Annotated in this window: 22 protein-coding genes; 7 read left to right on the forward strand and 15 right to left on the reverse strand. The window is 66.0% G+C overall.

Annotated features, from left to right (window positions below):
• Positions 1-219: 219 nt before the first annotated feature.
• From rnhB to rpsB, 14 genes are all read right to left on the reverse strand, one after another.
• Positions 220-867: a ribonuclease HII gene (gene rnhB / locus BLT40_RS00005; RefSeq protein WP_051943363.1), complete on the reverse strand. Its 648-nt coding sequence runs from the start codon at positions 865-867 to the stop codon at positions 220-222.
• 10 nt (positions 868-877) lie between these two features.
• On the reverse strand, positions 878-2,104 hold the full coding sequence (gene lpxB / locus BLT40_RS00010; RefSeq protein ID WP_043695400.1) for a lipid-A-disaccharide synthase: 1,227 nt from the start codon (positions 2,102-2,104) through the stop codon (positions 878-880).
• A 70-nt stretch (positions 2,105-2,174) separates the two neighbouring features.
• On the reverse strand, positions 2,175-2,948 hold the full coding sequence (gene lpxA / locus BLT40_RS00015) for an acyl-ACP--UDP-N-acetylglucosamine O-acyltransferase (protein ID WP_036111044.1): 774 nt from the start codon (positions 2,946-2,948) through the stop codon (positions 2,175-2,177).
• Positions 2,945-3,418, reverse strand: a complete 474-nt coding sequence (gene fabZ, locus BLT40_RS00020) for a 3-hydroxyacyl-ACP dehydratase FabZ (RefSeq protein WP_036111046.1) — start codon at positions 3,416-3,418, stop codon at positions 2,945-2,947. The genes lpxA and fabZ overlap by 4 nt, the downstream gene beginning before the upstream one ends.
• Entirely contained in the window at positions 3,415-4,443 is a 1,029-nt protein-coding gene (gene lpxD / locus BLT40_RS00025) for a UDP-3-O-(3-hydroxymyristoyl)glucosamine N-acyltransferase (RefSeq protein ID WP_036111050.1), read from the reverse strand. The genes fabZ and lpxD overlap by 4 nt, the downstream gene beginning before the upstream one ends.
• A 121-nt stretch (positions 4,444-4,564) precedes the next feature.
• Positions 4,565-7,009 (reverse strand): outer membrane protein assembly factor BamA, encoded by a 2,445-nt coding sequence (gene bamA, locus BLT40_RS00030; protein WP_036111052.1) that lies wholly within the window; start codon positions 7,007-7,009, stop codon positions 4,565-4,567.
• A gap of 135 nt (positions 7,010-7,144) precedes the next feature.
• A complete protein-coding gene (gene rseP, locus BLT40_RS00035) occupies positions 7,145-8,488 on the reverse strand; it encodes an RIP metalloprotease RseP (protein WP_043695397.1) in 1,344 nt (447 codons plus the stop codon).
• 47 nt (positions 8,489-8,535) lie between these two features.
• Positions 8,536-9,714: a 1-deoxy-D-xylulose-5-phosphate reductoisomerase gene (locus tag BLT40_RS00040; protein ID WP_079522576.1), complete on the reverse strand. Its 1,179-nt coding sequence runs from the start codon at positions 9,712-9,714 to the stop codon at positions 8,536-8,538.
• 9 nt (positions 9,715-9,723) lie between these two features.
• Positions 9,724-10,542 (reverse strand): phosphatidate cytidylyltransferase, encoded by an 819-nt coding sequence (locus BLT40_RS00045; RefSeq protein ID WP_090350565.1) that lies wholly within the window; start codon positions 10,540-10,542, stop codon positions 9,724-9,726.
• 12 nt (positions 10,543-10,554) lie between these two features.
• The gene (gene uppS, locus BLT40_RS00050) at positions 10,555-11,295 is read right to left on the reverse strand and encodes a polyprenyl diphosphate synthase (RefSeq protein ID WP_090350572.1); all 741 of its coding nucleotides are present in this window, start codon (positions 11,293-11,295) and stop codon (positions 10,555-10,557) included.
• Between the two features lie 20 nt (positions 11,296-11,315).
• Positions 11,316-11,873, reverse strand: a complete 558-nt coding sequence (gene frr, locus BLT40_RS00055) for a ribosome recycling factor (protein ID WP_036111065.1) — start codon at positions 11,871-11,873, stop codon at positions 11,316-11,318.
• 117 nt (positions 11,874-11,990) lie between these two features.
• The gene (gene pyrH, locus BLT40_RS00060) at positions 11,991-12,713 is read right to left on the reverse strand and encodes a UMP kinase (protein ID WP_036111068.1); all 723 of its coding nucleotides are present in this window, start codon (positions 12,711-12,713) and stop codon (positions 11,991-11,993) included.
• Between the two features lie 198 nt (positions 12,714-12,911).
• Positions 12,912-13,790, reverse strand: coding sequence for a translation elongation factor Ts (gene tsf / locus BLT40_RS00065; RefSeq protein ID WP_036111071.1), 879 nt, complete (start codon positions 13,788-13,790; stop codon positions 12,912-12,914).
• Positions 13,791-13,875: 85 nt separating this feature from the next.
• Positions 13,876-14,724, reverse strand: coding sequence for a 30S ribosomal protein S2 (rpsB, locus tag BLT40_RS00070; protein ID WP_036111073.1), 849 nt, complete (start codon positions 14,722-14,724; stop codon positions 13,876-13,878).
• Positions 14,725-15,075: 351 nt separating this feature from the next.
• Here rpsB and map point away from each other — a divergent pair, with 351 nt between their 5' ends.
• The 6 genes from map (at position 15,076) to BLT40_RS00100 (ending at position 22,467) form a co-directional block, all read left to right on the forward strand.
• Positions 15,076-15,843: a type I methionyl aminopeptidase gene (gene map / locus BLT40_RS00075; protein WP_090350575.1), complete on the forward strand. Its 768-nt coding sequence runs from the start codon at positions 15,076-15,078 to the stop codon at positions 15,841-15,843.
• Positions 15,844-15,967: 124 nt separating this feature from the next.
• Positions 15,968-18,538: a [protein-PII] uridylyltransferase gene (gene glnD, locus BLT40_RS00080; protein ID WP_090352477.1), complete on the forward strand. Its 2,571-nt coding sequence runs from the start codon at positions 15,968-15,970 to the stop codon at positions 18,536-18,538.
• Positions 18,525-19,352 carry a 2,3,4,5-tetrahydropyridine-2,6-dicarboxylate N-succinyltransferase gene (gene dapD / locus BLT40_RS00085; protein WP_079522578.1) on the forward strand — a complete coding sequence of 276 codons (828 nt, stop codon included), beginning with the start codon at positions 18,525-18,527 and terminating at the stop codon, positions 19,350-19,352. The genes glnD and dapD overlap by 14 nt, the downstream gene beginning before the upstream one ends.
• 3 nt (positions 19,353-19,355) lie before the next feature.
• Positions 19,356-19,709, forward strand: a complete 354-nt coding sequence (locus tag BLT40_RS00090) for a Spx/MgsR family RNA polymerase-binding regulatory protein (RefSeq protein WP_079522506.1) — start codon at positions 19,356-19,358, stop codon at positions 19,707-19,709.
• Positions 19,710-20,840 (forward strand): succinyl-diaminopimelate desuccinylase, encoded by a 1,131-nt coding sequence (dapE, locus tag BLT40_RS00095; RefSeq protein ID WP_090350579.1) that lies wholly within the window; start codon positions 19,710-19,712, stop codon positions 20,838-20,840.
• 100 nt (positions 20,841-20,940) lie between these two features.
• Positions 20,941-22,467: a hypothetical protein gene (locus BLT40_RS00100; RefSeq protein WP_090350582.1), complete on the forward strand. Its 1,527-nt coding sequence runs from the start codon at positions 20,941-20,943 to the stop codon at positions 22,465-22,467.
• A gap of 2 nt (positions 22,468-22,469) precedes the next feature.
• On the opposite strand, the gene BLT40_RS00105 is transcribed toward BLT40_RS00100, so the two are convergent.
• Positions 22,470-23,282, reverse strand: coding sequence for a phosphodiester glycosidase family protein (locus BLT40_RS00105; protein ID WP_343123885.1), 813 nt, complete (start codon positions 23,280-23,282; stop codon positions 22,470-22,472).
• Positions 23,283-23,386: 104 nt separating this feature from the next.
• On the opposite strand from BLT40_RS00105, the gene BLT40_RS00110 reads away from it, so the two are divergent.
• Positions 23,387-23,875, forward strand: coding sequence for an NUDIX hydrolase (locus BLT40_RS00110; RefSeq protein ID WP_090350589.1), 489 nt, complete (start codon positions 23,387-23,389; stop codon positions 23,873-23,875).
• Positions 23,876-23,893 lie beyond the last annotated feature (18 nt).

Below are 23,893 nucleotides of genomic sequence, written 5' to 3' on the forward strand. Positions count from 1 at the left end.
GGATGACCGGCCGTTTTCGGGGAGGCAGGGACAGCCGACTCGAAAACCCCCAGTCGGAGCCCGACCCGGCCGAAGGCCATTGAAATACGGCCGCGGAGCGGCCCTTCCCTGAGGGGTCGCCGCAGGCGTGGACGCGAGGGTGGCACCCGCTGGCTCTCCAACGCGACACCACACGCCGCGACAAAACCAAACGCGAAGGCGCAAGCCGAGCCCGGCAACCTACCCAGCAACGGCGAACAAATCGGCGATCGGCTGGACCTCAGGCTCGAACCACCGCTTCACCGGCGCAAAACTGCGGCGATGGGCATCGCACGGCCCCAGACGGGAAAGCGCATCGAGATGCTCGGGTACGCCGTAACCCTTGTGCTTCGCAAAGCCATAGCCAGGATGCATCGCATCCAGCGCATGCATGTGCCGGTCGCGGCTGACCTTGGCCAGGATCGAGGCGGCGCTGATCGCCGGCTCGGTGGCGTCGCCGCCGATGACCGCGCGGCCTTCGCAGGGCAGGGTGCGCGGCAGGCGGTTGCCGTCGATCAGCGCGATGTGGGGAGTGTGCGACAAGCCCATCAGGGAACGCGTCATGCCGACCATCGTCGCCTGAAAAATGTTGATCCGGTCGATTTCCTCGCGCTCGACGAAGATCACGGACCAGGCGATCGCGCGTTCGATGATGCGCCCGTAGAGCTTCTCGCGGACGTCCTCGTTCAGCTGCTTGGAGTCGTTGAGGCCACGGATCGGTCGGGCCGGATCCAGGATGACGGCGGATACGACGACCGGCCCGGCCAGCGGGCCGCGGCCGGCCTCGTCCACGCCCGCAACGACGAGGTCGCGGGCGAGCTGGGAGCTGACATTGCGCTTGCGGGGCATGATGCGAAGCCTAGTGTCCGGCGCTGGCCGTCGGCAAGTCCGGTACCGCGATCAGGTCGGCGATGGCGTCCGCCGCGTGATCGGCGGCGCGGCCTTCCAGGCCGCCGCGCAGTTCCTGGTGCAGGAACTCGAAGGCGGCGACGATGGCGCCGCGGCGTTCGCTGTCGCCGAGGAGTTCCAGCGTCGCGCGGGAGAGGTTGTCGGGGGTGCACTCATCCTGCATGAACTCGGGGACCAGCAGGCGTTTGCCGAGGCCACAGGCTCGCGCAAGGATGTTGGGCAGGCTGTAGACGTCCGTTTTCAGCATGCGCAGCGCGACGGCGATCCGGTAGCTGGTGGGCGAGACGCGGTAGCCGACCACCATCGGGCGTTTTGCCAGCATCGCTTCGAGCGTGGCCGTGCCGGAGGCCAGCAGGACCGCGTCCGCGGCCAGCATGACGTCGTGTGCCTGGCCATCGGTGAGTATCGGCGGGGTACCCGGGAAGTTCGCGAGCAGGGCTTGCAGCTGCGCGTGGACGCGTTCGTTGGCCGACGGCACGACGATCCGCACGGCTGGCATGGCTTCCGCGACACGGCGTGCGGCGGCGATGAAGATCGCGCCGACGCGTTCGATTTCGCTGGGTCGACTTCCCGGAAGCACGGCAAGCACCGGGGCGTCGTGGGGCAGACCCAGCGTCTCGCGGGCAGCGGCACGGTCGGAAACCATCGGGAAGCGATCGGCCAGCGGATGGCCCACGAAGCGCGCGTCGATGCCATGCTTCGCGTAGATCGGCGGCTCCATGGGGAACAGGCAGAGCACGCGGTCGGCGGAGCGACCGATTTTCTCGGCACGCTTTTCGCGCCAGGCCCAGACCGAAGGGCTGACGTAATGCACGGTGCGCAGACCGGCCGCCTTGAGCTTGCGCTCCACCCCCAGGTTGAAGTCCGGCGCGTCGATGCCGACGACGACAGCGGGACGCAGCGAAAGAAGTTTGCCAAGGAGCGCTTTGCGGAGGCCGAGCAGGCGGGGCAGGTGTTTCACCACCTCGGCAAAGCCCATGACGGAGAGTTCGCGGATGTCGTACCAGGACTCGAAACCCTGGGCGAGCATGCGCCGGCCGCCGATGCCGACGAAGCGGGCGCCGGGATAGCGCGTACGAAGCGCCTCGATGAGCTCGGCACCGAGCTGGTCGCCGGAGTCTTCGCCCGCGATGAGCGCGATGACCGGTGCGTCGGTGGAGGAGGGGGTGTGCTGCATGGTGTACGGGTCTCCCTCGACCGGCGTGCCGGCCTGGCGAAGTGTCGGCGCCCCCTGGCGCCGACGGGCATTACCGGGCGAGCGAGCGCTCGCTGCGATCCAGGAACTCGAGCATCTGGCGGACGTCTTCGCTGTTCTCCGCTTGCGAGAGCAACTGCTCACGCGCTTCGGCCAGAGGCAGGCCGGCCATGTACAGCGTGCGGTAGGCGCGCTTGATGGCGGCGATGCGGGCCGTGTCGAAGCCACGACGCTTGAGGCCTTCGCTGTTGATGCCGCGCGGACGGCCACGGGTTTCGTTGGCCATCATGACGAACGGCGGAACGTCCGAGCCCACGAGGCAGCCCATGCCGATGAACGCGTGCGCGCCCACCTTGCAGAACTGGTGCACGCCCGAATAGCCCGACATGATGGTCCAGTCGCCGATTTCCGCGTGTCCGGCCAGCGCCGAATAGTTGGAAAACACCACGTGATTGCCGACCTGGCAATCGTGCGCGATGTGCACGTAGGCGAGCAGCCAGTTGTCGTTACCGATGCGCGTGATGCCGCCACCGTCGCCGGTACCGCGGTTGATCGTGACGAACTCGCGGATGAGGTTGCGGTCGCCGATGATGACCTCGGTGCGCTCACCCTGCCACTTCTTGTCCTGCGGTGCGCCACCGATGGAGGCGAACTGCGAGATGCGGTTGTCGCGACCGATGACGGTGGGGCCTTCGATCACCACGTGAGGACCGATGGTGGTTCCCTCGCCGACGACGACGTCCGCACCGATCACGCTGAACGCGCCGATGCTGACGTTATCCGCGATGCGCGCCGACGGATCGATCTGCGCGGAGGGATGAATCATTTGTCGTTCCTCGCTGCGCACATCAGTTCGCAGCAGGCGACGACCTTGCCATCGACGAGGGCCCTGGCTTCGAACAGGCCCATGCCGCGGATGAGGCGCTTAAGCGAGACTTCCATACGCAGCTGGTCGCCCGGGGCGACCACGGCGGAGAAGCGCGCGTTGTCCACCTTGACCAGGTAGAACAGCGGGCTGCCGCTCTGGCCATCCATCTGACTGGTGATCTGCGTGAGCAGGCCGGCGGTCTGTGCCAGGGCTTCGACGATCAGGACGCCGGGCATGACCGGATGACCCGGGAAATGACCCTGAAAGAACGGCTCGTTGATCGAGACGTTCTTGATCGCCACGATCGACTTGCCCGGCTCGATCTCGATGACGCGATCGACCAGCAGAAACGGATAGCGATGCGGCAGGAGTCGCTGGATCTGCTCCACGTCGACGGGGAGCGTCACGGCGGCTTTCGATTCGGTCATTGCCCTTTTTCCTTTTCCAGCGCCGCGATGCGGCGCACGTATTCGTCGAGATGTTTCATGCGCGCCGCGTTCCGCCGCCATTGGCGGTTTTCCTGCAGCGGGGTGCCGGAGGAGTACTCGCCGGCTTCCCTGATCGATGACGTGACCAGGCTCTTCGCCGTGATGGTAACCCGGTCGGCCAGTTCGAGGTGGCCCAGCACCCCCGCGTTACCGCCGATCAGGCAGTAACGGCCGATCTTCGCGCTGCCGGCGACCGCCGAGCACCCGGCCATGGCCGTGTGGGCACCGATATGCACGTTATGGGCGATCTGGATCTGGTTGTCGAGGCGGACATCCTCTTCCAGCACCGTATCTTCCAGCGCGCCGCGATCGATCGTGGTGTTGCTGCCGATCTCGCAGTCGTCCCCGATACGGACCCCGCCGAGCTGGGGAAGCTTGATCCAGTGGTCGCGGTCGAAGGCCAGGCCGAAGCCGTCGGAGCCGATCACCGCGCCCGGGTGGATAAGGACGCGCCTGCCCAGGGTCACGCGGATCACCAGAGTGACCCGGGCGACGAGGCGCGAACCCGCGCCGACCACGCAGCCCGGCCCGATCGTGCAATGCGGGCCCAGGATCGCGTTTTCCTCGATGACGGCGTTGTCCTCGACCACGCAGCACGGACCCACCGATGCGGTGGGGTGAACGCGGGCGGACGGTGCCACCACCGCGCTGGGGTGAATGCCGCGCGGTGACGCGGGGTGTTTTTCGAAGAGGGCGGCGATCTTCGCGTAGGCCACGTAGGGGTCTTTCGCGACGAGCGCGGCACCGTTGCGCAGTGGCAGCTGGTCCGCGCCGAGCACGACGATGCCGGCCTGCGATTCGGCCAGCTGCGAGGTGTATTTCGGGTTGGACAGGAAGGTGAACTGGCTGGCCGTAGCCGCGGCCAGCGTGCCGACGCCGTCGACCGTCGTGGTCGGATCGCCGTGGGCCTCGAGGCCGAAGCGCTCGGCCAGCTCGGCCAGGGTGTACTGCGGATTTCCGCTCACGGGGGGCTCCCAAAGAAAAGGGGTGGCCGGGTTTGCACCGGCCACCCCTCTTATTATCGTACGAAACGGCTATGCCGCTTCGTTGGCTTTTCGCGCGCGGGGCGCGCTCCGACGGTGTTGCTTAGAACGTGTTGCCGAAGGTGAACTGGATGCGCTCGACGAAGCGGTTGTCGGCGTCCTTCTTACGGAACGGCACGGCGAAGTTGATGATCAGCGGGCCGATCGGCGCCTGCCACTGCAGCGACAGACCGGTCGAGGCACGCAGCTCGCTGGCGTCGAACGAGCCGTAGTCCTTGTAGACGTTACCGACGTCGACGAACCAGGAGACGCGGGCGGTGTTCACGTCCTTCAGGAACGGCAGCGGCAGGAACATCTGCGCCGTACCGAGCACCTTGAACGCGCCACCGACCGGCTGGCCGTAGCTGTAGTAGCCGCCCGTGCACTTGCCCTTGCTGTCCGGCGTGGAGGAGGTGCTCCCGCCGTCGCACAGGCGGGGACCCAGGGTGTTGTCCTGGAAGCCGCGGACGTCACGCACACCACCGGCGTAGTAGTTTTCCCAGAACGGGAACGCCACCTTGTCGCCCTTCTGGTACTCGACGATCGGGTTGCCGCTGGCATCCTTCGCGATGGTGCCGTCGGCATTCATCTGGTACGACGTGTTGCTGTAGGTCGTGCCGTAGGTCTTGCCGTAACCGACCTGGCCGTCGAGGTAGAGCACGAAGCCCTTGCCGATCGGCCAGTAGTGGTTGGCTTCGCCGAACAGCTTGTAGTACTGCACGGTGGAACCCGGCAGCGCGCCGGACACCGAGGCCGTCAGCTGGCCGCCGCGGGTCGGAGCCCAGTAGCTGTTACGCGTGTCATGCGTATAGCCGAGGCTGGACGTCCACGAATGGATCGTCTTGTTGCCCAGCGCGTTCTGATAGCCGACCAGCGCTTCCGGCGTGTAATACGACGTGTTGATCAGGTTGGAACTGACACCCAGGCTCGTCGACACGGAGTCGAAGTCGGTGATCGGGAACGACAGGGTCGTTTCGAACGACTTGGTGCTGTACGTGTAGTTCGCCAGATCGGTATCGCCGTAATCCAGCTTGCTGTAACCGAGGTTGTAGCCGAGCTGGATGCCGGAATCCGTGAGGTACGGATTGGTGTAGCTGGCGTTGACGCGCTTGTAGTACGTGCTGGTTTCCGCGCCGATGGAGAAGCGGTCGCCGGTGCCCAGGAAGTTGTTCTGCGACACGGAGGCCGAGAGGATGATGCCCGAGTACTGCGAGTAACCGACGCCGAACATCAGCGAGCCGGCGGACTGCTCCTCGACCTTGGCGGTCAGATCGACCTGATCGACGGTGCCCGGCACGAGTGCCTTGTCGATGTCGACGGTCTTGAAGTAGCCGAGGCGCTGCAGACGGGTCTTCGAACGATCGATGGCGCCCTGCGAATACCACGCGCCTTCGAGCTGACGCATTTCACGACGCAGCACCTCGTCTTCCGTGCGGGTATTGCCCTGGAAGACCACGCGACGGACGTACACGCGCTTGCCCGGCTCGATGAAGAGCGTGAGGTCGGCGGTGCGCTTGTCCTTGTCGAGCTTGGGAATCGGGGTGACCTTGGCGAACGCGTAACCGATGTTGGCGAGGATGCCCTTGATGGCGTCATCGCTGGCTTCGATCGCGCCGCGGTTGAAGGTGTCGCCCTTCTTGATGAAGACCAGCTTGCGCAGGGTTTCTTCCGGAAGGATCAGTTCGCCGAGGAGCTTCACGTCGGAGACGGTATAGACCTCGCCTTCCTTCACCGACGCATCGACGTACATCGCGCGCTTGTCGGGGCTGATCGCGACCTGGGTCGAATCGATACCGAAGTCGGCGTAACCGCGATTCATGTAGTAGTTGCTGAGCTTCTCCAGATCGCCGGAGAGCTTTTCGCGCGAGTACTGGTCGTCCTTGGAGTACCAGGACAGCCAGTTGCTGGTGTTGGACTCGAAACCTTCGCGGATGGCCTTATCGGTGAAGGCCTTGTTGCCGACGACGTTGATCTCCTTGATCTTCGCCGCCTTGCCTTCGCGGATTTCGATGTCGATCGCCACGCGGTTGCGGTCGAGCTGGGTCACGTGCGGATCGACCGACACGTTGTACTTGCCGCGGTTGTAGTACTGACGGATGAGTTCCTGCTGCACGCGGTCGAGTGACAGGCGGTCGAAGGTCTCGCCTTCGGCCAGGCCGATCTCCTTCAGACCCTTGCGCAGGTCGTCTTCCTTGATGTCCTTGTTACCGCGCAGCGTGAGCTTGGCGATAGCCGGGCGTTCGACGACCTTGATCACCAGGATGTCGCCCTGGCGGTCGAGTTCGACGTCGCTGAAGAATTTGGTCTGGTACAGGGCGCGGATGGCGGCCTGGGCCTTGTCGTCGCTAAGGGTTTCACCCTTTTCGATCGGCAGGTAGCTCAGCACCGTGCCTTGCGCGATACGCGTAAGGCCATCGATACGAATGTCGGAAACGACGAACGGCTCGAAAGCGGCAAGCGCATTGGCGGACAGGGAGGCGAGCAAGATCAGGGCGGCGATACGCTTCATCGTCGATTCCGTTGGGTTAATTCCAGTCGCCGGCGGACGAGGCCGGTGACCGAAGAGGAGCACGCGCCGGACTCGTGCCCGGCGTCGTTCGGCTACGGGCGCGGGAGCGTCCGGGGCCTGGGTGATACGGATGTGTCAAGAAACAAGCAGTCGCTGGATGTCGTTGAAGAACGCCAGCCCCATCATGGTGAACAACAGGGCGATGCCTACGTACTGGCCAGCGATCATGGTGCGCTCGCTGACCGGGCTGCCTTTGACCAACTCGATAAGGTAATACAGCAGGTGTCCACCGTCCAAGACCGGGATGGGCAGGAGGTTCAAGATCGCAAGACTCAGCGAGACCAGGGCCAGGAAGCTGAGGAACCAGCCCAGGCCGCGGTTGGCGGAATCGTTGGCGACCTGCGCGATGCCGATGACGCCGGACAGGTTCTTGGTGGACGCCTGACCCGACAACATCTTGCCGATCAGGTTGAAGGTGGAGGTGGTGCCCGCCCAGGTCGCGCGCAGCGACTCGCTGAAAGCCCGTACGGGGCCGTAGCGGAGCGTGGCGGCTTCCATGGCCTGGCTGCTGACGCCGATCAGCCAGCGGCTGGGCTGGCCCTGTTCGGAGCGCATGCGTGCGGTGACGTCGAAGGTCTTCGCCTGGCCGTCGCGCACGATACCGATGGCCAGCTTCGGCGAGATGGCGGCCTGCTCGGGGACCAGCGTGGTGAAGTCGGAGAAGTCGGCGACCGGCTTGCCGTTGACGCTGACGATGCGGTCGCCGCTATGAATACCGGCGGCGGAGGCCGGATCGCCCGGAACCACCTGGCCGACCACGGGCGGCGCCTGCAGGCCGAGGCCGAGCTGAGTCAGGCGCTTGCCGATGTCGTCGCTGTCGGCGAGTTTCTGGATCGGCAGGACGACGTCGCGCTGCGAGCCGTCGGTGCCCTTCACGTGGACAGGCAGTGGTTCGTTGCCGAGCAGGCCGTTGACCACGCCGTTCAGCGCGTCGCTCCAGGTGCCGACGGCCTCGCCGTTGACGGCGAGAAGGCGATCGCCGGGGCGAATGCCGGCCTGTTCGGCGATGCTGCCCTTTTCGGCGGCCACGATGGGAGCGAAGTCGGGCTTGCCGATCATATACATCGCCCAGAAGGCGGCGATGGTGAAAATCAGATTGAATGCCGGACCGGCGGCGACGATGGCGATGCGTTTCCACACGGACTTGCCGGTGAACTCCTGGTCGCGCCAGGCCGGATCGACGTCACCCTCGCGGGCATCGAGCATCTTGACGTAGCCGCCGAGCGGAATCGCCGCCACCTGGTATTCGGTGCCGTCCTTCGCGACGCGACGCCACAGCGGCCGGCCGAAGCCCACGGAAAAGCGGAGCACGCGAACGCCACAGCGGCGTGCGACCCAGTAGTGGCCGAATTCGTGGAAGGTCACCAGCACGCCAAGCGTGACCAGCAGCCAGAACACGGAACCGAGGAAGGGGCTCATCAGGAAAAGAGGGTCTCGAAGATAAAAAACGTTGGAGTGGAGCGAGTTTAGCAGTAAGCGCGGTGGAGCACGCCCCGTGCCGCCCGGCGAGCTTCCCCATCACGCTCCACAAGCGTCTGGACATCGACCACGGGTTTGGCCGGCAGTTCCTCAAGAACGCGTTCGACCACCTCGGAAATACCGAGGAAGGGCAGCGTTCCGGCCAGGAACGCGTCTACCGCGACCTCGTTGGCGGCATTGAGGATGGCGGTGGCGTCGCCTCCGGCCCGGAGGGCGTCGAAGGCCAGGGCCAGGCAGCGGAAGGTGTCCGTGTCGGGTTTTTCGAAGTCGAGACGGGCATGGGCGGCGAGATCGAGCGGTGCGACGCCGGCCTCGATCCGCTCCGGATAGGCGAGGGCGCAGGCGATGGCCGTGCGCATGTCGGGGTTGCCGAGCTGGGCGAGCATCGACCCGTCGACGTAGTCGACCATCGAGTGAACCAGGCTCTGCGGATGCACCACCACGTCGATGGCGTCCGCGGGTGCACCGAACAGATGATGCGCCTCGATCACCTCCAGGCCCTTGTTCATCAGGGTGGCGGAGTCGACCGAGATCTTCCGGCCCATCGACCACTTGGGGTGCGCACAGGCTTCATCGGGCGTGATGCCGCCCAGTTCCGCCCGGGTGCGGCCGCGGAACGGGCCGCCCGAGGCGGTGAGCACCAGCCGGCGCACGCCGGCGCGTGCCAGTTCAGGCCGGCCGCCGGGAAGGCACTGGAAAATGGCGTTGTGCTCGGAGTCGACCGGAATCAGATCGCCGCCACCGGCGCGCAGCGCCTCGAGCAGCAGGGCGCCGCCCATGACGATCGATTCCTTGTTGGCCAGGAGCAGGCGTTTGCCCGCACGTGCGGCGGCCAGCGTCGAGTCGAGTCCCGCGGCACCGACGATGGCGGCCACGACCGTGTCGCAGAGCGGCCCCGCGGCCGCCGCGCTGACCGCGTCGGCGCCGGATGCGACGTCGCAGCGGACGCCAAGCGCCGCGAGGCGACGGGCGAGGTCCGCTTCCATCGAAGGGTCCGCGACGATGGCGAGGTCGGGACGGAAGCGTGCGCAGAGGGCGGCCAGCGCTTCGGTGCCCCGGTTGGCGACGAGGACGGTGGCGCGGAAGCGATCCGGGTGCCGTGCGATGACGTCGAGCGTGCTGCCCCCGATCGAGCCCGTGGCACCGAGGACGGCGACGTTGCGGATAGCCATGGCCTACAGGCCCAGCAGCATCTTGCCCGCCACGAAGATCGGCAGGGCGGCGAAGACGCTGTCGAGGCGGTCCAGCAGTCCGCCGTGGCCCGGGAAGAGGTTGCCCGAATCCTTGACCTCGGCGTGGCGCTTCATGAGGCTCTCGAAAAGATCCCCGACGACGGCGATCGCGACGGTCAGCACGCCCAGCACGCCCAGCCCGATCAGGTGGGCGGCGTCACTCACGCCAAGCATCCAGCCGCCGAGCACGGCGACCAGGGCGCCGCCGAGTACGGCGCCATAGACGCCCGCCCAGGTCTTCCCCGGGCTGATACGTGGAGCGAGCTTGCGGCGGCCGAACTGGCGGCCGCTGAAATAGGCGCCGGTGTCGGCGGCCCAGACGATCATGAGGGAAAGCAGGGTCCACCAGTGGCCACGGTCGCTGCCGTGCAGGGCCATGGCGGCGGCGAAGGTCGGCACGATGACCGGGACGCCCGTGCCGATCTTCAGCAGGCGGTTCTCGGCGTTGGGCGCCGCGGCGAAGGTGAAGTGTCGCAACCAGAAGCAGCAGCCGATCCACCAGGCCACGCCCACGAGAGTCAGTACGGTGAGCAGGCCCGGCGTGGCGATGAGCAGAACGGCGAGCAGCAGCGCGGCGGCACCCGCCACGACGATGCCACGGCCGACGGCGGTGCGGCAGCCCGCCAGAAGGCTCCACTCCCACGCGGCACCGACGAACACCAGCGCGATCACCGCGGCGAAGTACACGGTGGGCGGCAGGAGGATCAGCGCGAGAACCAGTGGAAGCAGGATCAGGGCGGTGGTGATGCGTTGTTTCAGCATGGCGGTCCGGCGTCAGCCTTGGGCGACCTGTTCGCCGGTGCGGCCATAGCGGCGCTCCCGGCGGGCATAGTCGTCGAGAGCCTCGGCGAGGCAGGCCTGGTCGACGTCGGGCCACAGGGTGTCTGTGAAATAGAGCTCGGCGTAGGCGATCTGCCAGAGCAGGAAATTGCTGACGCGACGTTCGCCGCCGGTGCGGATGAACAGATCCAGCGGCGGCTGATCGGCGAGACAGGTGTACGTGGCGAGGCGGGTCTCGTCGATGTCGCCGGGGGCGAACTCGCCACGGCTTGCCGCTTCGGCGGCCAGCCGTGCGGCGTTGGCGATATCCCAGCGGCCGCCGTAGTTGACGGCGATGTTCAGGTTGAGCGCCTGGTTGCCGCCGGTCCGCTCCATGGCGTCGAGCATCCGCTGGCGGAGTTCCGGCGCGAAACCGTCCAGGTCGCCGACGAAGCGAATGCGGACCCCATGGCCATGCAGCTCGTCCACTTCCTTGTCGATCGCCTTCAGGAAGAGCTCCATCAGCGCCGACACCTCGGTGGCGGGGCGATTCCAGTTTTCGCTGGAGAAGGCGAAGAGGGTGAGCGAGGCGATGCCGCGCTGGAGGCAGAACTCGACGGCCTTGCGCACGGCTTTCTGCCCGGCGTGGTGGCCGAACGTGCGCGGGCGAAGGCGCTGTTTGGCCCAGCGCCCGTTGCCATCCATCACGATGGCGAGATGGCGGGGAACCCTGCCTTCGTCGGGCCTCGCGGTCATGGATGCGGTCCGATGGCGCGTCAGAGCGCCATCAGCTCCTTTTCCTTTTCCTTGACGACGTCGTCGACTTCCTTGACGAACTTGTCCGTCAGCTTCTGGATGTCGTCGTCCGCACGCTTCTGGTCGTCTTCCGTGATTTCCTTGTCCTTGAGCAGCTTGCCGACATGCTGCACGGCGTCGCGGCGCACGTTGCGGATGGCGATCTTGGCGGCTTCGCCTTCCTTCGCGACGCTCTTGGCGAGCTCCTTGCGGCGCTCCTCGGTCGGCGGCGGGAAGTTGAGGCGGATGTCCATGCCCATCGTCGTCGGCGTGATGCCGAGGTCGGAAGCCATGATGGCCTTCTCGATCGGGCCGATCATGCTCTTGTCGAACGGCTTGACCGACAGCGAGCGCGCGTCGGGCGTGCTCACGTTGGCGACCTGCGACAGCGGGGTGGGCGAGCCGTAATAGGGAACGACGATATTGTCGAGGATCGACGCGTTGGCGCGGCCGGTCCGGATCGTCTTAAGGTCGTGCTTGAGGGAGTCGATGCTCTTGCCCATGCGGGTCTCAGCATCTTTCTTGATGTCGTTGATCATGGGCTGGTTTCCGGTCGAACTGGTCAGCAGACGAGTATAGCAGTGAGGGCGCGTGCGGCCGTGCCGCAGCGCGCCAAGGATCGTCGGCGCCCCTCAGGGCGCCGGATAGCGGCGGATTCAGCCGGCGTTGACGAGCGTGCCTACGGGCTCGCCCTGCATGATGCGCATGAGGCTGCCCGGCTGGGTCATGTCGTAGATGCGGAGGGGCAGCTTGTTCTCGCGGCACAGGGCGATGGCGGCGGTGTCCATGACCTCGAGACGGCGCTCGATCACCTGGTTGTAAGTGAGGTGGTCATAGCGCTCGGCGGTCGGGTCGCGCTTCGGGTCGGCCGAGTAGATGCCGTCGACCTTGGTCGCCTTGAGCAGCAGATCCGCACCGACTTCGACAGCGCGCAGGGCGGCCGCGGAGTCCGTCGTGAAGAACGGGTTGCCGATACCCGCCGCGAACAGGGCGACGCGGCCCTTCTCGAGGTGGCGAATGGCGCGGCGACGGATGAAGTCTTCGCAGACTTCGTTGATCTTGATGGCGCTCATCGTGCGGGCTTCGCCGCCCAGCTTCTCGATGGCGTCCTGCATGGCGAGCGCATTCATCACGGTGGCCAGCATGCCCATGTGATCGCCGGTGACGCGATCCATGCCCGAGGCAGCCAGGCCGGCGCCGCGGAAGATGTTGCCGCCGCCGATGACGACGCCGATCTGCACGCCGGCATCGCGTACTTCGAGGATCTCCTTGGCGAGGCGGCCGATCACCTTGGGATCGATACCGTAGTCCTCGGTTCCCATCAGGGCTTCACCGGAGAGTTTGAGCAGGATGCGGCGGTGTTTCAGCGGATTGCTCATTCGGGGATCTCCAGTTTGTGTGGGGCAAAACGGCCGTAGTTTAACGCGTGGGCGGTTGTTACAGCTATGTGAATTCCTGCGCCGAGGTCACGTTTTCCGGGTTTCGCGTTTTCGCTCCTGCGTTCGTTCAGGGTTGTGGAAACAAAAAAAGAGCCGCGATCGCTCGCGGCTCTTTCAGGTCCCGCCAGGAGGTGAGGCTTACGCCAGACCGGCCTGCTTCATGACTTCGGCGGCGAAGTCGTCGACGACCTTCTCGATGCCTTCGCCAACGGCCAGACGCTGGACCGAGATGATCTCGGCACCGGCCTTCTTGAGGGCTTCAGCGACCGTGACGTCACCGTCCAGCACGTACGGCTGGCCGACGAGGGTCACTTCGGCGAGGATCTTGTTGACCTTGCCGGAGACGATCTTGTCGAGGATGTCGGCCGGCTTGGCCTTGTCCTTGTCGGTCATCTTGGACAGCTCGATTTCCTTTTCCTTCTCGAGGAAATCGGCCGGGACGTCTTCGACCTTGACGAACTTCGGGTTCATCGCGGCAACGTGCATGGCGATACCCTTGGCCAGCTCTTCCGAGCCGCCCTTCAGGTTGACCAGCACGCCGATGCGGCCGCTGTGCGAGTAGGCGCCGATGGTGTCGGTGCTCTCGATCTTGGCCATGCGACGGACGTCGAACTTCTCACCGATGGTGAGCGTCAGTGCCTTGGCGCCTTCCTCGACCGTGGTGTCGCCGAGCTTCGCGGCCTTGAGGGCCGTGATGTCGTTGACGCCCGACTCGAGGGCGGCGTTGGCGACGTCCTTGGTGAACTGGATGAACTGCTCGTTGCGCGAGGAGAAGTCGGTTTCGCTGTTGACTTCGATCAGGGCGGCGACGCCGGGCTTCTGCGCGATGGCGACGAGGCCTTCGGCAGCGACACGGTCAGCCTTCTTGTCAGCCTTGGCCATGCCGTTCTTGCGCAGCCACTCCATCGCCACTTCGATGTCGCCATTGTTTTCGACGAGCGCCTTCTTGCACTCCATCATGCCGACGCCGGAACGCTGACGCAGTTCATTGACGAGCTTGGCGGAAATCTCAGCCATGGTAGTTCCTCAAAGTTTTGATGGGCGCCGCGGCGGACATGCCGCGGCGCCGGATGAAACGGAAGAGCTGGACGGGGTGGGGCGCTTACGCGCGGCCACGACCACCGTCACGGCCGCCTTCGCGACGCGGAGCACCCTTCTTGGCCGGGGCGCCGCGACGATCGCCGCGAGCGGCCTCGTCCTTGGCGACCGGGTTGCCTTCCTCGTCCATCTCGACGAACTCGTTCGCGTCGCCACGGGCGGCGTTCGGAGCGGCGGCCTTGCCTTCCAGGATGGAGTCGGCAGCGGCGCGGGCGTAGAGCTGGATGGCGCGGATGGCGTCGTCGTTACCCGGGATGGCGTAGTCGACGAGGGCCGGGTCGTAGTTGGTATCGACGACGGCGACGACCGGGATGCCGAGCTTGCGGGCTTCCTGGACGGCGATGTCTTCGTGACCGATGTCGACGATGAACAGGGCGTCCGGCAGGCGGTTCATGTCCTTGATGCCGCCCAGCGAGTTCTGCAGCTTCTCGCGCTCACGGCGACGGGCGAGCACTTCGTGCTTGACCAGCTTCTCGAACGAACCGTCGGTTTCGGCGGCTTCGAGTTCCTTCAGGCGGGCGACCGACTGCTTGACCGTGCGGAAGTTGGTCAGCATGCCGCCGAGCCAGCGGGCGGTGACGAACGGCTGGCCGGCGCGCGAAGCTTCTTCGGCGAGCGACTCACGAGCCGAACGCTTGGTGCCGACGAACAGGATGGTGCCGCCCTTCTGGGCCAGGCCCGAGAGGAAGTTCATCGCGTCGGTGAAGAGCGGAAGGGTCTTCTCGAGGTTGATGATGTGGATCTTGCCGCGGGCGCCGAAGATGTACGGAGCCATCTTGGGGTTCCAGTAACGGGTCTGGTGGCCGAAATGGACGCCGGCTTCCAGCATCTCGCGCATGGTGACTTGTGCCATGGAATTACTCCTGGGCGAACCGCATCGAGCGGTTCTATGGGGGTTGGGACCTCCACGCATCCCCGGCTTCGACCCGGTCCTGTGGGACCAGGCACCCCGAAGGCGGTGCCGATGCGTGTGTGGCGTTAAATGCGACGGTTTGGCCGGGCCAAGGATGGCTCCATGCGGTTACAATCGCGCTTCGTATCGCCGCCGTGGCCACGGATAAGTGGCTTCGCCGGACAGCAAAACTCGCTAATTGTAGCCTTCGGAACCGCCCAGCCGCAAGATCGGGGTGGAATTCCATCGGGGACGCCGCCATTTTCCTGGCAGGCCCTACACCCCGAGGGCAAAGGAACAGAGAGAACCGTCATGGCAGTCGTACCGAAGACCCCTGAAGAGATCCAGAGCATGCGCGAGGCGGGCCGTCTGGCCGCCGAGGTTCTGGCCATGCTGGTGCCGCACGTGAAACCGGGTGTCACCACCGAGCACCTGGATCGCCTGGCCCACGACCACATCGTGAACGTCCAGAAGGCGATCCCCGCCAACGTCGGCTACCGGGGCTTCCCGAAAACGGTCTGCACCTCGGTCAACCATGTGATCTGCCACGGTATTCCGACCGAAACCAAGGTCCTTAAGGACGGCGACATCGTCAATATCGACGTCACGGTCATCAAGGATGGCTGGCACGGCGATACCAGCCGCATGTATTTCGTCGGCACGCCCAGCGTGCTGGCCAAACGGCTGGTCGATACCACCTTCGAGGCCATGATGAAGGGCATCGAGGCGGTCAGGCCGGGCGCCACGCTGGGCGACGTCGGTGCGGCCATCCAGAAGCACGCCGAGGCCGCCGGTTTCTCGGTGGTCCGCGAGTACTGCGGCCACGGCATCGGCAAGGTCTACCACGACGAGCCGCAGGTGCTGCATTACGGCCGCAACGGCACCGGGCTGGAACTGAAGCCGGGCATGACCTTCACCATCGAACCGATGATCAACGCCGGCAAACCGCAGACCAAGTCGCTGCCGGACGGCTGGACCGTGGTCACGAAGGATCATTCGCTGTCCGCGCAGTGGGAGCACACGATCGCCGTGACCGACGACGGTTTCGAGATCCTGACGCCCTGGCCGGACGCCGCCTGACACACGATTTTCGTTTTACTCCACCGAGGGCTTCGACGTGACGCTTCCACCGCTTCCACGCCTGCCCGCCGTGGTCCCCCGCTCGGGCGTGTCGCCCGACGCGCGGCGCGCCCTCCGTCAGTTGATGGGCGACGTCGATCGTGCGCTCACCGTCGCCTTCAACGACGGTGAGGATGCTTCCGCGCTGGCCCGTCGCCGGGCCGAGATCGTGGAGCGCGTGGTCGTCCACGCATGGGGCGCCTGCCTGGGCGATATCGCCGCCGCCGCGCTGTTCGCGGTGGGCGGGTTCGGTCGGGGCATGCTGTTTCCCGCGTCCGATGTCGACCTTCTGGCCCTGGTCGGCGAGAGCTCCCCGGCCCTCTACCGCGCGCTGGAAAACTTCTTCAGCTGCCTGTGGGATATCGGCCTGAAGCCGGGCCACGCCGTGCGGACGGTCGCGCAATGCCGCGAACTGGCCGCGCAGGACGCCAGCGTCTTCACCAGCCTGCTCGACGCGAAGCGTCTGGCCGGCTGGCCGATCCTGGGCCAGGAGCTCCGCGGCATCCTCGACGATCCCGCCCTGTGGCCACCGCGCGCCTACCTGGCCGCGCGCCTGGCGGAGCGCGACGCGCGTCATGCCCGCTACGACGATACCGCCCAGAATCTCGAGCCCAACCTGAAGGACGGGCCGGGTGGTCTGCGCACGCTCGACTCCCTGCGCTGGCTGGGCCGTCGGCTGGCCGACGCCCCGGACTTCGATGCCATGGTCGCGGAGGGTCTGCTGGAACCGGTGGAGGCTGCCCGGCTGACGCGTGCCGAGGAAACCCTGCGTCGTTATCGCTATGCGCTGCATCTGGAGGCAGGGCGTGCCGAAGAGCGCCTCCTGTTCGATTACCAGCGGGCGCTGGCTTCCCGGCTTGGCTTCGAGGACGAGCACGCGAAGAACCTCGGCGTCGAGCAGTTCATGCAGGGCTATTACCGCGCCGCCACGCAGATCGAGCGCTCGGGAACGCAGCTGGTCGAACGTTTCGAGGAAATGCTGGATCCGCAGAGCGAGCCCGAGAGCGTGGGCACCGACTACCTGCGCTACGGTTCACGCATCACCGTGCGCGGTCCCGAGCTGTTCGTGCGCCGCCCGGCGGCTCTGGTGGAGATTTTCATCGCGCGGCTCGACGAGCCGGGTATCACGGGATTCACCGCCGAAACGATGCGGCGTATCCAGCACGCGGTATCGTCGCATGGCGAACTGCTTGCCGATGATCCGAGGGTGCTCGAAGCGTTCCTCACGCTGCTGAAGCGCGGGGCGCCGGCCGTCGAGGCGCTGTGGCGGATGAATCGCCATGGCCTGCTCGCGGCGATTCTTCCCGCGTTCGGCAAGGTGGTCGGGCGCATGCAATACGACCTGTTCCACGTGTACACGGTCGACGAACACACGCTGCGCGTCCTGCGTAACGTCGCGCGCTTCGCGGATCCGGCGGCGCGCCGCGACTTCCCGATCGCGTGCGAGATCTGGCCGCACATCGACAAGCCTGAACTCATGTTGCTGGCGGCCTTGTTCCACGACATCGCCAAGGGGCGCGGCGGCGACCACTCCGTTCTCGGCGAGGAAGACGCCCGCGCCTTCTGCGCACGCCTCGGGCTTCCGGGCGACGACATCGATCTCGTCGCCTGGCTGGTGCGCCATCATCTGCTGATGAGCACGACGGCGCAGCGTCAGGACATTACCGATCCCGATGTCGTGCATCGCTTCGCGGCAACGGTCGGCGACTGGGAGCACCTCGATCATCTTTACCTGCTGACCATCGCCGACATCATCGGCACCAGCCCGAAACTGTGGAATGCCTGGAAGGATCGCCTGCTGGCCGACCTGTACACAGCGACCCGTTTCGCCTTGCGCAGCGATCTCACACCGCCGTCGCACTCGGGCATGCGCGTGCGTGAGTGCCGCGAGCGTGCGCTGGGCATTCTGGTGGGCGAACATGTCGCCGCCGACGAGGTCGCGCGGATCTGGTCCGAATTCCCGGATAGCAGTTTTCTTCGACACCGCCCGGAGCAGATCGCCTGGCAGACCTCGGCCATCCTGCGATCGCGCGGAGCCACGCCGCTGGTCGAGGTGCATCCGTTCTCCGTCCGCGGCAGCACCGAGCTTTTCATCTACACCAGCGACAGGGACGGCCTGTTCGCCACCGTCACCGCGGTCCTCGATCGTCTCCGCTTCTCGGTCGTCGAGGCGCGCGTGCTCGTGTCGAACACGGGCATGGCGCTGGATACCTTCCTGTTGCTGGAGTCGGACTCGCAGGCGCCGGCATCGCTGCAGCGCGCGGAAGAGTTGCGCGCGCGCCTGCGTCACGCGCTTGAGCAACCTGCCGGGCAGGGGCCGCCCAAGCGGAGCATCTCCCGCCACCTTCGCCATTTCCAGATGACGCCACGCATCGAGTTCGTCGATGCGGGCGAGCGCACCCAGCTCGCGCTGGTATGCACCGATCGCCCCGGCCTGCTCGCCGCCGTGGCGCAGGCGCTGGCCGAAGCCGAGGTGCGCGTGCATGATGCGCGGATCGCGACCTTCGGTGAGCGCGTCGAAGATTTCTTCCAACTTACCGATCGCGGCAATGCGCCGTTGTCTTCCGAGCACCGGGAGATCCTGCGCGCCTGCCTGCTTCGCCATATCGGTTTCGAAACCCCCAGGACTGTCGTAAATGCAGATGCAGACGCTTGAATCCGTAATCGATGACGCCTTCGAGCGTCGCGCCGACCTCACCCAGAACGAAATCGAGGGTGGCCTCCGCGACACCGTGAACCAGGTGCTCGATCTGCTCGAATCGGGTGAGCACCGCGTCGCCGAGCCCGACGGCAACGGCGGCTGGAAGGTCAACCAGTGGCTGAAAAAAGCCGTGCTGCTGTATTTCCGGATGAACGGCAACGTCGTCGTCGACGGCGGTCCGTCCAGCGCGTTCGACAAGGTGCCGTTGCGTTTCACCGATGGCGATGCCACCGAATACGGACGGCTCGGTGCGCGCGTGGTGCCCGGTGCGCTGGTCCGTCGCGGCGCGCACATCGCGAAAGACGTCGTGCTCATGCCCAGCTATACCAACATCGGCGCCTTCGTCGGTGCCGGCACCATGGTCGATACGTGGGCGACGGTCGGGTCGTGCGCGCAGATCGGCGCGGGTGTACACCTGTCCGGCGGCGTCGGCATCGGTGGCGTGCTCGAGCCACTGCAGGCCAATCCGACCATCATCGAAGACAACTGCTTCATCGGTGCCCGCTCCGAAGTCGTCGAGGGTGTCGTGGTCGAGAAGGGCTCGGTCATCGGCATGGGCGTGTTCCTCGGCCAGTCGACGCGTATCTACAACCGCGCCACGGGCGAGATTTCCTACGGCCGCGTGCCGGCGGGCAGCGTCGTCGTTTCCGGCAGTCTGCCGTCGAAGGACGGGAGCCATAGCCTGTATGCGGCGATCATCGTCAAGCAGGTCGATGAAAAGACCCGTTCGAAGACCGGCATCAACGAACTCCTGCGCAGCGGCGACTGAATCATGGCGATCATCGTTTACGGTTTGCCGAACTGCGATACGTGCAAGAAAGCGCGCAACTGGCTCGGCCGGTTCGAGGTGGAACACGAGTTCGCGGACTACCGGGCGAACCCGGTGCCTGCGTCGACGCTGAAAGCGTGGTCGGAGAAGCTCGGTGGCTGGGACAAGCTGATCAACAAGGCGTCCACCACGTGGCGCACGTTGTTGCCGCAGCGCAAGGATCCGCGCAGCGACCCGGAGTGGACGCTGCTGCTGAAGGAATATCCCGCGTTGATCAAGCGTCCCGTGGTGGTCGACGGCGACGAGGTCAGCGTCGGCTTCACCGACAACGCCTTCAAAAAGCGCTTCGGAAAATAAATGTCCGCCGTCCTCGACCTGACCTGTGACCTCATCCGCCGCCGTTCGGTCACGCCGGACGATGCCGGCTGTCTGCCGCTGATCGCCGGGCGTCTGGCGGCGGTGGGCTTTCGCATCGAGCATCTGCGTTTTGGCTATGTCGACAATCTCTGGGCGACGCATGGCGACGGCGGTCCGGTGCTGGCCTTTCTCGGCCACACCGACGTCGTGCCGACCGGTCCGGAAGGCGCATGGGCATCGCCGCCGTTCGAGCCGACGGAACGCGACGGCGTTCTCTACGGTCGTGGCGCCGCGGACATGAAGGGCTCGGTCGCGGCGATGGTGGTCGCGCTCGAGCGGTTCGTGTCGACGCATCCGGCGCATGCCGGCACGGTCGGCTTGCTGCTGACCAGCGACGAGGAAGGCGTGGCCTTGCACGGCGTTCGTGAGGTGGTGGAGCACTTCGGAAGAACCGGGCAGCGGATCGATGCGTGCGTCGTGGGCGAGCCTTCGGCGAAAGAGCGCCTGGGCGATCTCATCCGCGTCGGTCGCCGGGGTTCGTTGTCGGGGACGCTTACGGTGCGTGGCGTGCAAGGTCACGTGGCCTATCCCGAGAAGGCGAACAATCCGATCCACGTTTTCGCACCCGCACTCGCCGCGCTGGCGGCGGAACGCTGGGATGAAGGCAACGCCGACTTTCCGCCGACCTCGTTCCAGGTCTCCAACATCAACGCGGGTACGGGGGCGAACAACGTCATCCCCGGCGAGCTGGTGGCCCTCGTCAACTTTCGTTTTTCCACGGCGAGTACCGCTGACGGCCTGCGCGAGCGGGCGGAAACGATCCTGCGCGCCCATGGCGTCGACTTCTCCATCGACTGGCAGCTCTCGGGGCATCCGTTTCTGGCCACGCCGGGCGGGCGCTTGCGCGAGGTCGTCGTCGGCGTCTGTCGCGATGTGTGCGGCATCGATCCCGAGCAGAGCACGGGCGGCGGTACCAGCGACGGCCGGTTTATCGCGCCGATGGGTGCGGAGGTGATCGAGCTCGGCCCGGTGAACGCGACGATCCACAAGGTCGACGAGTGCGTGTCGGTGACGGACCTGGAGCGTTTGCCGGACCTCTACGAGGCCATTTGCGCACGTATGCTTTCGTAAGCTGAGGCCTCTCGCCGACACCCGGATGTGTCGGTCGCGGGCAGCGTGTGCGCCCTTCGGGTGCGAGCATTCGCCACCCAACCGTTCAAGGAAGAACAGCATGAGGCACTGCTTCGTGGCATCCGCGCTGCTATGCGCCCTGGCGCCACTCCCCGGATTCGCCCTCTCGGTCGATGAGGTCAGCGTTCCATCCGTGACGATCCTGACCGTCGAGGCGACCGATACGCCGGACGTCGTGCGAGGTCACCTGGACAGGCTCGTCGGCGAGGGCGGTCGGATCGCGCTGGCCGGGTCTCCGGACGTCCTCGCGCTCATGCGGCCATCGTTCGTCCGCGTATGGCCGGAAACGAACACGATCCTCCTCGACGCCGCCACGGGGCTGGGCATCTTCGGTCTGAACAGTGAGGACGATGCGGCGCGCAAGGCCGCACTCTCGCGCTGGCCGTGGGACGATCCCCTGCCTGCCGCCCGTCGAACCCCGCGCGCTGCCGCCCCGCTCGCTGCCGCCCCGCGCGAAGGACGACACGTCGACTTCCGCGTGCTCGCCGCATCGCCTTCATCGGTCTGCCGCAGCTTCAGTCGCGAAATGCTGCGCGTCCTGTTCGACGGGCGCCTGCCCAGCTCGGAGGAGCGTCACGATTTCCGCCGGGAGGTCCGTCGCTGGTGCCAGTACGGGACGTTGTCGCTGCACCGTGCCGAGGCACCGCAGTTCACCATCGAGCCGTTCGCCCCGTCCGACGTGCCCCGCCTGACGCTGGCGACCGAATGGGCGCTGATTCGTCGCGAGGATCAGACGCAGGGCGGCACGGCAAGCTACCTGCTGTGGGCCAAGACGCTGGGCGACGGCGCCGGAACCGGGTTCACCCGGCGCGACGGGTTTCACGCCTTCCTCGACCCGTCCCGGAACGAACTCCGGTACCTGATGGACGTGGCGATCCATTCGGGCTGGGGCAGCATCGAACACCGCGATGTCGTGACCGCGTGGCCGCTGAACTCGACGTTTCCGGCGACCGGCGATACCCATGTCTTTCGGTGTGACGCACCGCGCGCCTTCCGGCCGGACGACTGCCCGGTGGCTCCGGTACTCCGCAAGCTCTTTCCGCAGGACTCGTCCGGTGGCAGCGTCAACGTGTCGTTCGGCGAAAGCTGGGCCTTCGGCGGCGAGGTGAAATTCTCGCGCTCGATGGATTCGGAGGGCAAGCAGGGCATCTCGATGACCTTCGGCTTCAACCTGATGCGGACCGAATCCACGTCGGCGGGCATCGACCTGCCTCTGGTGCGCGTGCGGAGCAGCGCCGTCAACGAGTCCTATCGCAGCACGTGGTGGACGCCCGACGTACCGGCGCTGTTTCAGTGGATCCTGGCGCGCCGATACCATGGAAGCCTGGCCGACGTCACGGCTCTCGCCTCGACACTCAACCCCCGGCACGAAATCGTCTGGGAAATTCCGCTGGCCGGCAACGAAGGGCGCAAGCTCCCGTACCACGTGGTGTACGAGGCCGGACTGAACACCTGCGCCAACGGGCCGGCCTGCACCTCGTATCAGCTGTCGTACGACCCGACCTACCGTGCGAAGGCGCGTGTCGGGTGGTCGGACGGCATGACCGTCAGTCTGCCTTATCGCTAGGGTTATCGGCCCTTGGGGAACACCGCGACCATGCCCGCGTAGGGCCTGGTCATGAAGGCGGGCGCACCGGCGTAGCCGTCATCCGGGGTGAACGCCTGCGAGATGGTTCCATCGAGAAACAGCGCGTCCCGGCAGCCCAGTTCGTCGCGGAACAGCCGGGCGAAACTGTGGAAGTTCACGGGCGCCCGGCTGACGACGAAGACGGCCTCATGCGATGACTTCGCGCAGACGCCGCTACGCCACTTCATGCTGTCCGATCCGTTGTCGAACTGCGTGTTGACCTCGCCGTCGATCACCAGCATCGGTCCCGACTGCGTCGCCCAGCGCGGTTTGCGCGCGGCGGCCTTGAAGGCTTCCGTCGTGCGCACCTCGACACTGCCGTCGTCATAGACGGCGAAGACACCGTTGGGCAGCAGCGAAAAGTTGCCGGAGCGCGGATTGCCATGAGCGAGGTTGAGCGGGACCAGCGCCTTGCCGTCTTCGACGTAGAGGCCCAGCGGCTTGTAGTCGCGATCGTAGATGCCCGCGTTGGTCGCGAACGACAGCGGCCGGCCCTTACTCGTGGTCCAGGTCTTCAGTGCCTCGATGCTGCCGAAGGGCTGGGCGGTGTCGGGGTTGCGCCAGTGCAGTTCGATGTCTTCCTGCCGGGTGTCGACGGTGACGGCGAAGTACGACTGGCTGTCGAACACCACCTCGCGGCTGTCGACGGCATCGGCGGCCGGCGCACAGCCCATGGCTGACGCGGTGACGGCGGCGGCGACCATGGCGCGGAGGAGGAAAGCGGGGGTCACGCGGGGAAGAGGCGGGTGGGGCATGCGCCGATGGTCGCCGGGTCGGACGGGCGGCGCAAGGGGCCAGACGGCGTCTTCGCGCCTGGAGGGCGTAAACTCCCGGGTTTTTCCCCGGTAGCGTCATCGCCATGCCCTATACGCCCATCGTCGCCACGCTCGGCTACGTGCTCTCGCCAGACGGCCAGCGTGTGCTCATGATCCATCGCAACGCCCGCAAGGACGATCACCACCTGGGCAAGTACAACGGCCTCGGCGGAAAGATGGAACCCGGCGAAGATATCGCCGCCTGCATGCGCCGCGAAATCCTCGAGGAGGCGGGCATCGAATGCCAGGAAATGCGTCTGCGCGGCACGCTGAACTGGCCGGGCTTCGGCAAGCACGGCGAGGACTGGCTGGGTTTCATTTTCATCATCGACCGTTACAGCGGCACGCCGATGGAGTCCAACCCCGAGGGTGCGCTCGAGTGGGTGCCGGTGGATGGGCTGGACGCCCTGCCGATGTGGGAAGGCGACCGTCACTTCCTGCCACTGGTCTTCGATGGCGACCCGCGGCCGTTTCACGGGGTGATGCCGTACAAGGACGGGCGGATGATGTCCTGGAGCGTCACCCGGCTGTAGAGCCGTATCGCCGGCCCT

It is taken from the genome of Dyella sp. 333MFSha (assembly GCF_900102405.1).
In the GTDB taxonomy this organism is placed as follows: domain Bacteria; phylum Pseudomonadota; class Gammaproteobacteria; order Xanthomonadales; family Rhodanobacteraceae; genus Luteibacter; species Luteibacter mycovicinus.

Coding starts and splice junctions, on each gene's coding strand:
- rpsB (WP_036111073.1), bottom strand. CDS start 14,724: ATGGCACAAGTCACCATGCGCGAGATGCTGGAAGCCGGCGTCCATTTC.
- BLT40_RS00100 (WP_090350582.1), top strand. CDS start 20,941: ATGAGGCACTGCTTCGTGGCATCCGCGCTGCTATGCGCCCTGGCGCCA.
- tsf (WP_036111071.1), bottom strand. CDS start 13,790: ATGGCTGAGATTTCCGCCAAGCTCGTCAATGAACTGCGTCAGCGTTCC.
- rseP (WP_043695397.1), bottom strand. CDS start 8,488: ATGAGCCCCTTCCTCGGTTCCGTGTTCTGGCTGCTGGTCACGCTTGGC.
- uppS (WP_090350572.1), bottom strand. CDS start 11,295: ATGACCGCGAGGCCCGACGAAGGCAGGGTTCCCCGCCATCTCGCCATC.
- dapD (WP_079522578.1), top strand. CDS start 18,525: ATGCAGACGCTTGAATCCGTAATCGATGACGCCTTCGAGCGTCGCGCC.
- map (WP_090350575.1), top strand. CDS start 15,076: ATGGCAGTCGTACCGAAGACCCCTGAAGAGATCCAGAGCATGCGCGAG.
- BLT40_RS00110 (WP_090350589.1), top strand. CDS start 23,387: ATGCCCTATACGCCCATCGTCGCCACGCTCGGCTACGTGCTCTCGCCA.
- BLT40_RS00045 (WP_090350565.1), bottom strand. CDS start 10,542: ATGCTGAAACAACGCATCACCACCGCCCTGATCCTGCTTCCACTGGTT.
- BLT40_RS00090 (WP_079522506.1), top strand. CDS start 19,356: ATGGCGATCATCGTTTACGGTTTGCCGAACTGCGATACGTGCAAGAAA.
- fabZ (WP_036111046.1), bottom strand. CDS start 3,418: ATGACCGAATCGAAAGCCGCCGTGACGCTCCCCGTCGACGTGGAGCAG.
- rnhB (WP_051943363.1), bottom strand. CDS start 867: ATGCCCCGCAAGCGCAATGTCAGCTCCCAGCTCGCCCGCGACCTCGTC.
- frr (WP_036111065.1), bottom strand. CDS start 11,873: ATGATCAACGACATCAAGAAAGATGCTGAGACCCGCATGGGCAAGAGC.
- bamA (WP_036111052.1), bottom strand. CDS start 7,009: ATGAAGCGTATCGCCGCCCTGATCTTGCTCGCCTCCCTGTCCGCCAAT.
- pyrH (WP_036111068.1), bottom strand. CDS start 12,713: ATGAGCAATCCGCTGAAACACCGCCGCATCCTGCTCAAACTCTCCGGT.
- BLT40_RS00105 (WP_343123885.1), bottom strand. CDS start 23,282: ATGCCCCACCCGCCTCTTCCCCGCGTGACCCCCGCTTTCCTCCTCCGC.
- glnD (WP_090352477.1), top strand. CDS start 15,968: ATGGGCGACGTCGATCGTGCGCTCACCGTCGCCTTCAACGACGGTGAG.
- dapE (WP_090350579.1), top strand. CDS start 19,710: ATGTCCGCCGTCCTCGACCTGACCTGTGACCTCATCCGCCGCCGTTCG.
- lpxB (WP_043695400.1), bottom strand. CDS start 2,104: ATGCAGCACACCCCCTCCTCCACCGACGCACCGGTCATCGCGCTCATC.
- lpxA (WP_036111044.1), bottom strand. CDS start 2,948: ATGATTCATCCCTCCGCGCAGATCGATCCGTCGGCGCGCATCGCGGAT.